Genomic DNA, 12,872 nt, shown 5'->3' with positions numbered 1-12,872 from the left:
GCTTGTCGAAGGGCGCCCTTCGACAAGCTCAGGGACCGGGCTCGGACGCTCAGGGACCGGGCCAACCCCCGGTGAACGACAGGCGTACGCCGTGTCTAGAAACGTGGGGGAGAATAGAGGTATGACAGACGCGAGCCCCGTGACGCCCGCCGAGCCTGGGGAGCCGGAGGAGACCGTCGCGACCCAGCAGGTCGGCATCCGCCGGTCGCCGCGTTACTGGCGGCTGATGGTCCTCGGCGCAGCCGCCGGTGTCCTCGCCGCGCTCATCCTCACGGTCTCGTTCCCCAAGAACCCCGACTTCTCCCAACTCCAGGTCTTCGGCTTCCTGCTGCTCGTCTGCGGAATCGTCGGCGTCGCCATCGCGTGCCTCATCGGACTCCTGATGGAGCGCATCGTCGGACGGAAGATCATCGTCGTGACAGCGGATAGAGTTGACGTGCGTCCAGCCCCTGCAGCCCCCACCGGTGCGGCAGCGGCCTCAGAATCTCCCGCGGCCGCCGTTCCCACCGGACACGACGCGGAGTCAGAATCCCCCTCACCGACCGCAGAACGCTAGGGCCGTCATGACTTCATCCACCAGCTACCGGGAAGCGGGCGTCGACACGGCCGCAGGCGACCTCGCCGTCGAACTGATGAAGTCGGCGATCACCGACACGCACGGTCCGGAGGTGTTCGGCGGGTTCGGCGGATTCGCCGGTCTGTTCGATGCGTCGGCGTTGAAGTCCTTCGACCGCCCGCTGCTCGCGACGTCGACCGACGGCGTCGGCACGAAGGTCGCGATCGCGCAGGCGATCGACAAGCACGACACCATCGGCCAGGACCTCGTCGGCATGGTCGTCGACGACATCGTCGTGGTCGGCGCGAAGCCGTTGTTCATGACGGACTACATCGCGTGCGGCAAGGTGCACCCCGAGCGCATCGCGGCCATCGTCGCCGGCATCGCCCGCGCCTGCTCCGAGACGGGCACGGCGCTCGTCGGCGGCGAGACCGCAGAGCACCCCGGCCTCCTCGGCCCGGACGACTACGACGTCGCCGGCGCGGCCACCGGCGCGGTGGAAGCCGATGCGATCCTCGGTGAGCACCGTGTTGAAGACGGCGATGTCGTCCTCGCGCTCGCGTCCTCCGGCCTCCACTCCAATGGCTTCTCGCTCGTGCGCCACATCCTCAGCACCAAGGGAATCGGCTTCACCGACCACAGCGACGACTTCGGCGGCCTCGTCGGCGAAGCGCTCCTCGAACCCACCCGCCTGTACACGGCCCCGCTGCTGCGTGTCATCAGCGACCCGGCCGTCGCGGGCGGCGTCCACTCGCTCAGCCACGTCACGGGCGGCGGCATCGCCGCGAACCTCGCCCGCGTCCTCCCGCAGGGCTCCTGGGTCGAGGTGGACCGCTCCACCTGGAGCCCGTCGCCCGTCTTCCGTGTGCTGAGCGACATCGCCGGGTCCACGCTCGAATCGAGCGAGGGCACCTGGAACCTCGGCATCGGCTTCTTCGCCGTGGTGTCGAAGGCATCAGCCGCAGCGGTCACCGCCGCGCTCGAAGCCGACGGCATCCCCACCTGGGAGGCCGGAACGGTGCACATCGGCGCGCGCGACCTCACCGGATTCGAGCAGGGTGCCAAGGGGGTCGACGGCGGCGCCGTCCGTCTCGTCGGCGACTACCGTGCGTGACCTGCTCCCCGCCACCGTTCCCGTGATGCCGACCACCGGCATCGCGTCCGTCACCCCCTAGCTCGACCCAGCTCGACCCACAAGGAGCCCCCACGCATGTGCGGCATCGTCGGCATCGTCTCGACTGAACCGGCCAACCAGCAGGTGTACGACAGCCTGCTCCTCCTCCAGCACCGCGGACAGGACTCCACGGGCATCGCGACGGTGGACGGCAACACGTTCCACATGGTGAAGGCCAAGGGCCAGGTGCGCGAGGCGTTCCGCACGCGCGACATGCGGTCGCTGCTCGGCAACATGGGCCTCGGACACGTCCGCTACGCCACGCACGGCGACGCGACGAACGAGAAGGAAGCCCAGCCGTTCTACGTGAACGCGCCTTACGGCATCATCCTCGTCCACAACGGCAATCTCACGAACACGCGTGAGCTGAGCGACGACCTGTTCCACGTCGACCGCCGCCACGTCAACTCCACGAGCGACACGGAGCTCCTGCTCAACGTCCTCGCAACGGAGCTGCAGAGCCAGGTCTCAGGGCTCGACCTCGACCCGGACCAGGTGTTCGCGGCCGTCGAGCAGGTCCACGAGCGCGTCGAAGGGTCCTACGCCGCCATCGCGCTCATCGCCGGTCACGGCCTGCTCGCGTTCCGCGACCCGTTCGGCATCCGTCCGCTCATCCTCGGCCGCCGTCGCGCCGGGATGGTCGGCGATGACTGGGTGGTCGCATCGGAGTCGCTCGTCCTCGAAGCGTCCGGCTACGACATCGTGCGCGAGATCGCTCCGGGAGAGGCCGTGTTCATCACGGCCAACGGCGAGCTGTACTCGCGTCAGTGCGCGAAGAACCCGCGTCTGGTGCCGTGCTCGTTCGAGTACGTCTACCTGGCCCGCCCGGACTCGGTCATGAACGGCATCTCGGTGTACGAGGCTCGTCTGCGTCTCGGCAACCGTCTGGCCGACACGATCGCCCAGTACACGCCGATGGGCGACATCGATGTGGTCATGCCCATCCCGGACTCCTCCCGGCCGGCAGCGATGCAGGTCGCGCAGAAGCTCGGCATCGAGTACCGCGAGGGCTTCTACAAGAACCGCTACGTCGGCCGCACGTTCATCATGCCGGGCCAGGCGCAGCGCAAGAAGAGCGTCCGCCAGAAGCTCAACGCGATGGGCTCGGAGTTCAAGGGCAAGAACATCCTCATCGTCGACGACTCGATCGTGCGCGGCACGACCTCGAAGGAGATCGTCGACATGGCGCGTCTCGCCGGGGCCAACAAGGTGACGTTCACGTCCGCCGCACCGCCCGTCCGGTACCCGCACGTGTACGGCATCAACATGCCGTCGCGGCAGGAGCTCGTTGCGCACGGGAAGAAGATCCCGGACATCGCGCGCGAGCTGGGTGCCGACAACCTCATCTACCAGGAGATCGCCGACATGAAGGCCGCGATCATCGAGGGCTCCAACGTCACCGACCTGGAGATGAGCTGCTTCACGGGCGAGTACGTGACCGGAACGGTCACCCCCGAGTACCTCGACTGGGTCGAGCGCTCCCAGTTCTCCTAGTCCCCACCCTGCTTCTTCTGCCGAGGGGTCGCAAACTGCGGGTTGGCGTCGCCAGCACCCACACGTTGTGACCCCTCGGCAGAAGCGGGGGAGGGTTAGTCGGAGGTTGGCTTGGGAGCCGGGGCCTTGGCGGCGGACTTCGTGGCCGCCGACCTCGTGGAGGTCGCCGGCTTCGCGGCTGCCGCGGACTTCGTCGCGGGAGCCTTGGCGGTGGTGGCGGGCTTTGCCGTCGACTTCGTCGCGGCGCCGGCCGACTTGGCCGTTGCCGACTTGGCCGTCGAAGGCGTCGCCGACTTGGCCGAGAGGGATGCCGATGCCGATGTCGATGCGGCGCCGGTCTTCGCAGCAGGCTTCCGTGGGGCGCGGGTGGGCTTTGCGGGCGGCTCGGCAGCATCCGCGACCGCAGCGGCGGCGGGTGCCGTGGACGACGCGGCGGTCGCCTCCGGCGTCTGACGATCGAGCTTCGCAGCCGTCTCGTCAGCGGCGGCGGCGATCGTGACCTCGTCGCGGTCCGCATCGCTCAGCGTCGCCGAGGCATCCGAGATGTCCGCGGCCTCCGGCGATGCCGACGCCCCAACAGGTGCGACCGAAGTCACGACCTCGGTCGGAGTGTCATCCGCGGCGGACGGGGTCACGACGGCCGGGTACTGCTGCGTCGGGTGGGATGCCGCGCCAGGCGCGTCGAATCCGAGCTGCTCGAACGAGCCCGTCTGGTTCTGCTCGCCGTAGCCCTGCGTGTACGCGGCGGGCGGCTGCGGGACGTCGCCGTATCCCTGCGCTGCCGCGTATCCCTGAGCGGCGTAACCCTGCGTCGTGTAGCCCTGACCGGCGTATCCCTGGCCTGCGTAGCCCTGCTGCTGGTACGCGGCGGGGTCGTAGCCTGGCTGGGGCTGACCGGGCTGAGGCTGGCCCGGCTGGGGCTGGCCGCCCTGTGCCGCATACCCGGCCTGCTGGGCGCGCTGGCCCGCAAGACGCGCGACCTCGGCATCGATGGCGTCCTCGGTGATGTGACGCGACGGACCGTACGCGTCGAGGCCGAGGAAGAGCGCGCCGATGCCCATGCCGAAGATGGGCCAGATCGGCCAGAAATACCCGTAGTAGCCCGAGAGTACCCAGATGACGACGAGGAGCAGTGAAACGGCTCCCCAGATGCCCAGGAACTGTTTGAAGTCGTGCTGTGCCTTCAGGCGCTTCTTCGCTGCGGCGCGGAGTTCTTCGTTGTCCATCCAACCAGGCTAGCCCCAGGGGACAGCGAACACCATGTGGATGCGGCAACGCCGGATACGACGGAAACCGAGAAGCTCACCACGCGGGGCTGGAACCGAGGCTATGCGCCTTTGGCTTCGCCGTCCGCGTACTTGTCCGAGTATTCCGCCCACTTGGCGATCTCGTCGTCGTATTGTTCGTCGCTGGAGTGCCCTGTCAGCTCGCGCTCAAGCGCGTTGTAGTTGACATCAGGGCTGAACGACTTGAGCTCACGTGCGATCTTCGTGTGCTTTGCCTTCTGACGGCCACGACCCATGCGAGACCCCCTCATGATTTTCTGACCGGGCGCGCTCGCGGGCGCCCGAGGCTTTCGCCTACCAGGGAACGATAAAGACTAACCTCGAGCTTACCACGGCGGCGGTCGCCCGAGCGCTGCCCCACCACTGTGCCGCCATTCCGCTCCTCGCGGGTGGGTGACCGGCATCGCGGCGGTCTGAGAAGTGCGTGAAATCCGCTTTCCAGAGGGGGCTGCACCTGTCAGGATGGAAGCCGGTGGAGGTGCATCATGTCGGACCGGACGTCTCAACAGGTGATCGTGGTCGGAGTCACGCCCGGCCAGCCGGATGCGGTCCTCACGGAGGCGGTCGGCTTCGCCGTCGCGTTCCGTGCACGACTCGTCCTCGCGAACGTCGACGCGAGCAGATTCGTCGTTGTGGAGAATGTGGACGGCACGGTGACCTCGTTGCCGTTCGACGCGGATCTGCACGACTTCCGGCCGGAACCGATCGATCCGGGGCTGCAGGCGAATGCCGCACGCATCCTCGATCCGACCGGGATCGAGTGGGAGTTCTCGCAGCTCGCCGGGGATCCTGCGCGGTCCATCGGCAAACTGGCGCAGTCGCTCGATGCGCGGGCCATCATCGTGGGAACGCGTGAGCGCGGCATCCGCAAGGGCATCCTCGAATTCTTCAACGGGTCGGTGGCTGCGTCGCTCGCGCATCGCCAGCCCAGGCCGGTGATCGTGATACCGCTCTCGCCCGCAGCCCCGGACGAGCCGCTGTGGCATCCGGACGACCTCCCCGGCGCTGATCGGTGACGCCCGGCGCGCATCGTCCGATGCATCTGCGGCCCGCCGCCATCGCCCTCGTCGCCGTCGGGGGAGTCCTCGGCACGGCCGCTCGTGAGGGGCTGTCGCTCGCGATCCCGCCGGTCGCGGGTGTGCCGGTCGCGATCTTCGGGATCAACATCGTGGGTGCGTTTGTGCTCGGTGTGCTGCTCGAATCGTTGCTGATACGAGGCCCTGACGAGGGAGCGCGACGCAATGTCCGTCTGTTCGTGGGGACGGGAGTCCTCGGCGGGTTCACGACGTACAGTGCGCTCGCGACGGACACCGACCTCCTGATCCGGGCCGGTGCCGTCTGGACGGCCATCGGATACGCGCTCGCGACCGTTGTGGTCGGCGGGCTGGCGAGCCTGTTGGGCATCTGGCTGGCCGGCAGGTTCGGGCGGCGTGCGGGCTCCGGGGGCGCTGAGGCGGCTCCTGCGGCCCCCACGGCCGGCTCAGGGGCCGGCGCAGGGGCCGGCTCGTGACGCCCCTGCTGTTCGTCGCCGTGGCGCTGGCCGGTGGCGTCGGGTCCGCGGCGTGCCTGCTCATCGACGGCCTGATCCGCACCAGATGGGCGAGCAGCTTCCCGTGGGGGACGACGGTCATCAACCTGACCGGGTCGTTCCTCCTGGGGCTCGTCACCGGGCTGGCGATGGCGCATGTGCTCGACGACGCGTGGAAGGTTGTCATCGGGACGGGGCTGCTCGGTGGATACACGACGTTCAGTACGGCGAGCGTCGAGACCGTTCGGCTGTTGCGCGCAGGGCGGCTGCGGGCCGGTCTCGCGAACGGCCTCGGGATGCTCGCCGGCGCGGTGCTGGCATCGGCGCTCGGGGTGTGGCTCGGGCTGCTGTTCTGAGGCGCACCCCTGAGCAGCAGCTGCGGGTGTGGTTCCTGAGGGTGCGGCCTAGCGGCTCCGGCCGGATTCCACACGACGGTTGTGCTGCACGTTGATGATGATCGGGACGCCGATCACCACGATCGGGAAGAAGATCGACGCCACGCCGAGGCCTGGCCAGACGAGCACGGTGCCGAACAGGGCGAGGCCGACCGACAGTGCTCGGAGGATGATGCCGCCGATGGGGATGACCTTGGGACGGCCGTACCAGAGCGGCACGACGGAGTCCGGGTTGGCCTGGACGGTGCGCGTCATCGCGAACGCGCCGATCACGAGTCCGACGAAGACGGCCATCAGTCCGTAGGTGAGCATGCTCCCAGTCTGCCGCCCTGTTCGCAATTCCGGAATTCCAGCGCCGGAACCGGCGGATTTCGCCTGTTTCGGGGCGAAACCGCCGTTCCGGGGCCGAGAGTTCCGGAATTGCGAACAGTGGTGAGGGGTGAGGGTGGGGGGGGTGCGCGATGCGGGGAGCTAGCCGACCGCGAGCGTCCAGTTGCCGTCGGCTCCGATGGACACGACGGACGGACCGGCGCTCAGCGGGACCGTACCGGAGTAGGCGCCGATCTCGTTGACGAGCAGACCGTAGCTGAACGCCTTGCTCGTCTCCTCCGAGACGAAGAAGTTCCGCGATCCGTCGTGCGTCGCCGTGAGCTTGGAGGCAGGGCCTGCATACAGGAACACGGCGTCGCCGGCACCAGCCTCGGCGAGCGAGGGGGCGGAGGAGATCGGCGCGATGGTGATGGACCAGTTGCCGTCGGCCGTCACCTGCAGGGTCGTGCCCTCGGAGAAGGAGTTGAAGCCGTACACGTTCGACCCGGCGTAGGCGCCGATCGTGTTGACGAGGAGCTCACCGGTCGACTCGTTGGAGGCGTCGAGCACGGAGATGGCGAAGTTGCGTTCGCCGTCGTGGCTCGCCGTCACGATGCCCGCCTTCACGCCGGCCGGGAGTGTAACGAGGTTGTCGCCGGTCCCGGTCTGCACGATCGGCTCGAAGGCGCCGAACGTCTTGTCGGCCCAGCCCTGCACGTCGACACCGTCGGCCGGCTTCTCAGCGGCGGGAGCCGCATCGTCGTCGGTGGTCACCTCGACGATCCCGGTCGAGGACCCTGCGCCGTCGATGGTCGAGCCGATGTTCGCCGCAGCGTTGATGCCCGAGATGATCGAGCTGAGGACGATGACGGCCGCCGTGACGATCCACGCGACCTTCTTGTTCGCGTCGTAGCCGTTGAGCTTGCGCCCCTGCTTGTCGCGTTGGGCGCCCGTGAGCACGAGGATGAGGTCGATGAGCCACCACACGCCGAAGCCGCCGAAGGTGATGAGCTTGACGATGCCCGTGCCGACCTTGCCGAGGTAGAACCGGTCGATGCCGAAGCCGCCGAGGAGCCAGGACAGCAGCCAGGTGGTGACGAACGACTTGTTCGAGATGTCACCGGTCGCCGCCTGCGGCGCGTACGGGTTCGGGTTGTAGCCGCCCGGTGCGCCGGGGGCGCCGTAGCCGGGAGCGGGCGGAACGGCGTAGCCCTGGGGCGGGTACGGCGGGTTGGGCTGGTACGCCGGCGCGGGCTGCTGCGGCTGGAACACCGGTGCAGGCGGCTGCAGGGGCTGCTGCGGGTACGCCTGCGTGGGCTGCTGCGGTGCGACAGGAGGCAGCGGGGGCGTCAGCTGCGGTTCGCCTGCCGGCGGCTGGATCGGGTTGTCGGGATTGTCGGTCATCTGGAGGCTCCTAGGGTGCTGTGAGGTCGTGCGACTGCTGCGCACGCGAGGCGCGCGTCGGCGAGCCATCGGTGATGGCGTGCTGACGGCATCGCGCACGGCAACGGAACGATGCGGCGGGCCAGGGCCGACCGACGGCGCGCTGCTGTGTGCGCATCGACGGGTGGCGTTCCTGGTCGCGCGTCGTCCGCCTCAAGCGTAGGGCAATACCCAGTTGAGCGCCCGATTGTTTCCGGGCGTGATCACGGCCTACCGGTGCGGCTTGCGCTCCACCGGGTTCACCTGGTGCGCACCGTGCGGGCCGTGGCCCTGCTTCGCCGGGCGCACGAATTCGCCACGACGCTCCTGACCCGGCAGCGGCCGCGACCGGCGGCCGTAGATCAGCTCCGAGGAATCGAGCAGCCACGGCACGAGCGCAACGGTCACACCGTGCACGAGCATGATCTGCTGGCGGATGCGGCTGGCGCGACGGTTGTGGAGCAGCGACTCCCACCAGTGGCCGACGATGTACTGCGGCATGTAGACCGTCACGACCTCTGCGCCGTGCTTGGCGCGGTGCGCCTTGATGTACTTCGCGAGCGGCGTCGCGAACTCCCGGTAGGGCGACTCCAGGATCGTGAGCGGAACGTGGATGTTCTGCTCGATCCACTGCTCTTCGAGGTGCTTGGTGGCTTCCGGGTCGACCGAGATGTGCACGGCTTCGAGGCTGTCGTGCTTCGCGGCGATGGCGTAGTCGAGTGCCTTGAGGATCGGCTTCTGCATCTTGCCCACCAGGACGATCGCGTGGTCGCCCTGGGCGCCGAACGTCGTGGTCGGGTCGACCTCGACCTCCTTCTCGACGTCGCGGTAGTACCGGTTGACGCCCAGCATCAGCAGGAAGAGGATCGGCATGAGCACGAACACGAGCCACGCGCCGTGGGTGAACTTCGTGATCGTGACGACGATGAGGACGCTCGCCGTGAGCAGCGCGCCGAAGCCGTTGATGAGTAGGCCCCGCCAGACCGCTCCTCGGTCGTCGCAGCCGCCCTGCAGCATCCGCCACCAGTGTTTGACCATGCCGGTCTGCCCGAGGGTGAAGGAGACGAACACGCCGATGATGTACAGCTGGATCAGCTGCGTCAGGTTGGCCTGGTAGACGATCAGGATGGCGCACGCCGCGAGGGCGAGCACGATCATGCCGTTGGAGAACACCAGACGGTCGCCGCGGGTGTTCATCGACTTCGGTGCGTAGGAGTCGCGGGCGAGGACCGCGCCGAGCAGCGGGAAGCCGTTGAACGCCGTGTTGGCCGCGAGGAGCAGCACACACGCCGTGCCCGCCTGGATGAGGAAGAACGGGATGCTGTTCGCGCCGAACACGGCTGTCGCGACCTGGGCCATGAGGCTCGGCTGCGGGGTCGATGCGCAGTTCTGGAACCCGATGAGATGGCAGGGGTCCTCCGCGTAGTGGACCTGCGAGATGAGCGCCAGGGCGGTGAGGCCGGCGAACAAGACGATCGCGGTGCCGCCCATCAGCACGAGCGTGCTCTGCGCGTTCTTGATCTTGGGGCGACGGAAGGCCGGGACGCCGTTGGACACGGCCTCGACGCCGGTCAGGGCAGAACACCCGCTCGAGAACGCGCGCAGCAGCAGGAGGATGAAGGCCGCCTGCGTGAGGCTCTCGCCGTGGACCTGGAACGCGGCACTCGATGCGACGGGCGCGTCACCGAGGAAGGTGCGGATGAGGCCGGCCACGATCATCACGAGGACGCTACCGATGAAGAAGTAGGTGGGGATCGCGAACGCCTTGCTCGACTCGCGGACGCCGCGGAGGTTCACGGCCATCAGCACCAGGACGAAGCCGACGGCGATCTCGACGCGCCACGGGTTGAGGCCGGGGATCGCGGAAATGATGTTGTCGACACCGGAGGCGACGGAGACGGCGACCGTGAGGACGTAGTCGACGAGGAGGGCCGATGCGACGATGAGGCCGGCGCGTTCGCCGAGGTTCTTGTGGGCGACCTCGTAGTCACCGCCACCAGATGGATAGGCCTTGATGAGCTGGCGGTAGCTGGCGACGACGACGATGAGCAGCACGATGACGCACGCGGCGACCCACGGTGCGAAGCTCAGGAACGCGAGCCCGCCGAGGGTGAGGATCATCAGCAGCTCTTGTGGGGCGTAGGCGACGCTGGAGAGCGCGTCACTCGCGAAGATCGGGAGCGCGAGACGCTTGGGCAGCAATTGCCCTTCCAGTTTTTCGGTCGGCAGAGGCTCTCCGATCAACCAGCGTTTGGCGGATCTGGGCTCTGTACCGGGTTCTCGACCCTCACTTGTCACGAGCGGCGATATTACTCCTTCGTGCACGGGAGTCAAGCGGGACACCGGTGGCGGACCACAAGCGTGATCTGGCGACATCCAGACATCGCTGATCCGATACCGATCCCACGCCCAGGTGGCGCTCGGGTGATGGAGCACAATACCCTGGTCCAGGCCCACCCGAGGGACCGCTGACGATCTGACCGATTCCACAGAAAAGGACCTTCCGTGAAGCACACCCTCCCGACCCTGTCCACGCTCGTCGCACGCTCGACCGGTTCGAGCAGGAGCACCCGCTCCGCCCGCCAGTCCGGCCCGCTGATGGCTGCGGCCCTCGCCGTCGGTGTGCTCTCGCTCACCGGTTGCAGCGCCATCGACCAGTTCGTGTCGGAGAACCTGCCCCGCCCGGCCGAGACCCGCGACGCCGGCTCCGGCGAGATCGTCGGCGGAGGCAAGACGGACGTCTTCACCCTGCGCGTCGGCGACTGCCTGAGTGACGCGAAACTGTCGGACACCGTGTCGGATGTGCCGACGGTGCCGTGCGCCGACGCCCACGACTCCGAGGTCTACGCCGACTTCACGCTGCCGGAGGGCGACTACCCGGCCGATGCGTCGGATCTCGCCGACCAGGGCTGCTACGACCGCTTCCCGGAGTTCGCCGGCATCGCATACGAGGACTCGACGCTCGACTTCAGCAACTACATCCCCACCGAGGACGGCTGGCGCGAACTCAACGACCGCACCGTGACGTGCGTCATCTACGACGTCGGACAGGTGCAGGGCACGCTCAAGGGCGCGGCGCGCTGAGCGTCACCGGTCCCTGAGGGCCCCTCCGGTCCCTGAGCTTGTCGAAGGGGAGTCAGCGTGACGTTGGCCCTTCGACAGGCTCAGGGACCGGGCGGACCGGACCGCGCCGACATCACCGCAGGACGTCTCGCAACGACTCCCGGACGGCCGCGAGCTCGGTGCGCAGCCGCGTCGCCGTCTCATCCGTCAGCGCCCCGCCCTTCGCGACGTAGCCCCGCAACTCCGTGCGGACGCCCTGTCGGAAGTCGTTCAGCACCACGTCGATCCCGTGCAGCGCGAGCCGGCTCGTGGTCCGCGGGTCGTCGCCCGTCGGCGTCGACGTCGTGGTCGCCGTGTACGGGGCCTTCGGCGCCTGCTTGGCATCGCGAGCTGCTGATGCGAGATCGGCCCGGAGGCTCTTCATCGCGGCCGTGACGCCGCTGCGGACCTCGTCGGCGAGCAGCCTGACGGAGTCCGTCAGCTGGTTCTCGATGCTGCCGAGCTCCGACTCGCGCGCCGCCAGTTCCGCCCGGCCGGCGTCGGTGATCTCGTAGACCGTCTTCCGCCCGTCGGTCGTCTTGGTGACGAGTCCTTCTTCTTCGAGCTTCGCGAGGCGCGGGTAGATGGTGCCGGCGCTCGGGCTGTAGGTGCCCCCGCTGCGGTCGGTGAGCGCCTGGATGAGTTCGTATCCGTGCTTGGGGGATTCTGCGAGGAGGCTCAGCAGGTACAGGCGCAGGCTGCCGTGCGCGAAGACGGGGGTCATGCGCCCGCCTCCTGCCCTGCGGAACCTGCATCGCTCGGGGAGCCTGCGTCGGTCGCGGAGGTCGTCCCGGTGCGACGCAGCACGGTGATCGCCCCGGAGACGGTGTTCGCCCGCACCTCTGCGAAGGCTCCGGAGAGCTCGCCGGTGTGAGAGGAGTAGCCCCTCCCGTGGATGCCCTTGATGGTGGAGCCGTCGATCGAGAGCGTGCCGGAGACGGTGTTGGCGGTGAATCGGGACGACAGGCCGTCGTCGAGTCTGACGGTGATGGAGCCGCTCACGGTGTTGAGTTCGAGCGAGTCGCACGCGCCGTGCACGTCGAGCAGGATGTCGGATGCGACGCCGTCGACCGATGCGCGGGTGATGCGCCCTGAGCCGGTGACGTCGCCGGAGACGGTGTGCGCGTTCAGTCGTCCGTTGTGGTTCTGCACGGTGATCTCGCCGTTGACGGAGTTCACGTCGAGGTCCCCTGTGACGTCGTCGATGACGAGGTCGCCCGAGACGGTGTTGGCCTTCGCGTCCGCCGTGATGCCGGAGATGAGGCCGGTCGCGGTGATGACGCCGACGTTCAGCAGGATGTCGCGCGGCACGAGCACGCTGACCTCGGCGGTGGCGCGGTTCGAACCGAAGTTCTTGAACACGTCGATGAAGTTGTCCCAGCGCAGCTGCGGGTGGTCGATCTCGACCTGGTCGCCGTCGGTGGAGATCTTGAGGTCCTTGCCGGTGACGCTGTTCACCTCGATGCGGATGCCCGGTTCGTCGTGGCCGATGATGTCGATCTGGCCGCCGATGAGGCCGACCTTGAGTCGGCGAATCAGGTCGAGGTCGATGACGCGGGTCTCGCCGGGGGCGATGATCCATTTCTCCTGTGCCATGGTGGCAGTC

14 protein-coding genes are annotated in these 12,872 nt (G+C 68.1%); 7 read left to right on the top strand and 7 right to left on the bottom strand.

Annotated elements, in window-relative coordinates; genetic code table 11:
* The first annotated feature begins 121 nt into the window (after positions 1 to 121).
* The 3 genes from ACL9RL_RS04130 to purF all read left to right on the top strand — a co-directional run bounded on the left by ACL9RL_RS04130 (position 122) and on the right by purF (position 3,224).
* Entirely contained in the window at positions 122 to 556 is a 435-nt protein-coding gene (locus ACL9RL_RS04130) for a hypothetical protein (RefSeq protein ID WP_422778944.1), read from the top strand.
* A 7-nt stretch (positions 557 to 563) separates the two neighbouring features.
* Complete coding sequence (gene purM / locus ACL9RL_RS04125; RefSeq protein ID WP_422778943.1) at positions 564 to 1,670, top strand: phosphoribosylformylglycinamidine cyclo-ligase; 1,107 nt, start codon at positions 564 to 566, stop codon at positions 1,668 to 1,670.
* 96 nt (positions 1,671 to 1,766) lie between these two features.
* Positions 1,767 to 3,224, top strand: a complete 1,458-nt coding sequence (purF, locus tag ACL9RL_RS04120) for an amidophosphoribosyltransferase (RefSeq protein WP_422778942.1) — start codon at positions 1,767 to 1,769, stop codon at positions 3,222 to 3,224.
* A gap of 95 nt (positions 3,225 to 3,319) precedes the next feature.
* Here the strand turns inward: purF and ACL9RL_RS04115 are convergent, their stop codons facing one another.
* Both ACL9RL_RS04115 and ACL9RL_RS04110 read right to left on the bottom strand, forming a co-directional pair.
* Positions 3,320 to 4,450, bottom strand: a complete 1,131-nt coding sequence (locus ACL9RL_RS04115) for a 2TM domain-containing protein (RefSeq protein ID WP_422778941.1) — start codon at positions 4,448 to 4,450, stop codon at positions 3,320 to 3,322.
* A gap of 101 nt (positions 4,451 to 4,551) precedes the next feature.
* Positions 4,552 to 4,746: a DUF3073 domain-containing protein gene (locus ACL9RL_RS04110; protein ID WP_422778940.1), complete on the bottom strand. Its 195-nt coding sequence runs from the start codon at positions 4,744 to 4,746 to the stop codon at positions 4,552 to 4,554.
* Between the two features lie 249 nt (positions 4,747 to 4,995).
* On the opposite strand from ACL9RL_RS04110, the gene ACL9RL_RS04105 reads away from it, so the two are divergent.
* Genes ACL9RL_RS04105 through crcB form a run of 3 tightly spaced genes read left to right on the top strand, consistent with a single transcriptional unit; the run spans position 4,996 to position 6,394 of the window.
* Positions 4,996 to 5,526: a universal stress protein gene (locus ACL9RL_RS04105; protein ID WP_422778939.1), complete on the top strand. Its 531-nt coding sequence runs from the start codon at positions 4,996 to 4,998 to the stop codon at positions 5,524 to 5,526.
* Between the two features lie 20 nt (positions 5,527 to 5,546).
* The gene (locus ACL9RL_RS04100; protein WP_422778938.1) at positions 5,547 to 6,020 is read left to right on the top strand and encodes a fluoride efflux transporter FluC; all 474 of its coding nucleotides are present in this window, start codon (positions 5,547 to 5,549) and stop codon (positions 6,018 to 6,020) included.
* Positions 6,017 to 6,394, top strand: a complete 378-nt coding sequence (gene crcB, locus ACL9RL_RS04095; protein WP_422778937.1) for a fluoride efflux transporter CrcB — start codon at positions 6,017 to 6,019, stop codon at positions 6,392 to 6,394. Before ACL9RL_RS04100 ends, crcB begins: the two co-directional genes overlap by 4 nt.
* Before the next feature lie 48 nt (positions 6,395 to 6,442).
* On the opposite strand, the gene ACL9RL_RS04090 is transcribed toward crcB, so the two are convergent.
* The 3 genes from ACL9RL_RS04090 to ACL9RL_RS04080 form a co-directional block, all read right to left on the bottom strand.
* Entirely contained in the window at positions 6,443 to 6,745 is a 303-nt protein-coding gene (locus ACL9RL_RS04090) for a hypothetical protein (protein WP_422778936.1), read from the bottom strand.
* A gap of 159 nt (positions 6,746 to 6,904) precedes the next feature.
* On the bottom strand, positions 6,905 to 8,146 hold the full coding sequence (locus ACL9RL_RS04085) for a TM2 domain-containing protein (RefSeq protein ID WP_422778935.1): 1,242 nt from the start codon (positions 8,144 to 8,146) through the stop codon (positions 6,905 to 6,907).
* Between the two features lie 249 nt (positions 8,147 to 8,395).
* On the bottom strand, positions 8,396 to 10,474 hold the full coding sequence (locus ACL9RL_RS04080; protein ID WP_422779212.1) for an APC family permease: 2,079 nt from the start codon (positions 10,472 to 10,474) through the stop codon (positions 8,396 to 8,398).
* A gap of 195 nt (positions 10,475 to 10,669) precedes the next feature.
* On the opposite strand from ACL9RL_RS04080, the gene ACL9RL_RS04075 reads away from it, so the two are divergent.
* On the top strand, positions 10,670 to 11,248 hold the full coding sequence (locus ACL9RL_RS04075; RefSeq protein WP_422778934.1) for a septum formation family protein: 579 nt from the start codon (positions 10,670 to 10,672) through the stop codon (positions 11,246 to 11,248).
* A gap of 112 nt (positions 11,249 to 11,360) precedes the next feature.
* On the opposite strand, the gene ACL9RL_RS04070 is transcribed toward ACL9RL_RS04075, so the two are convergent.
* Complete coding sequence (locus ACL9RL_RS04070; protein WP_422778933.1) at positions 11,361 to 11,990, bottom strand: PadR family transcriptional regulator; 630 nt, start codon at positions 11,988 to 11,990, stop codon at positions 11,361 to 11,363.
* A complete protein-coding gene (locus ACL9RL_RS04065; RefSeq protein ID WP_422778932.1) occupies positions 11,987 to 12,862 on the bottom strand; it encodes a DUF4097 family beta strand repeat-containing protein in 876 nt (291 codons plus the stop codon). Before ACL9RL_RS04065 ends, ACL9RL_RS04070 begins: the two co-directional genes overlap by 4 nt.
* Positions 12,863 to 12,872 lie beyond the last annotated feature (10 nt).

Origin of the sequence: Plantibacter sp. Mn2098 (assembly GCF_049319745.1) — a bacterium.
Classification (GTDB): Bacteria; Actinomycetota; Actinomycetes; order Actinomycetales; family Microbacteriaceae; genus Plantibacter.
The sequence above is the reverse complement of the archived record's forward strand: the minus strand, read 5'-3'. Positions and strand labels throughout refer to the sequence as shown.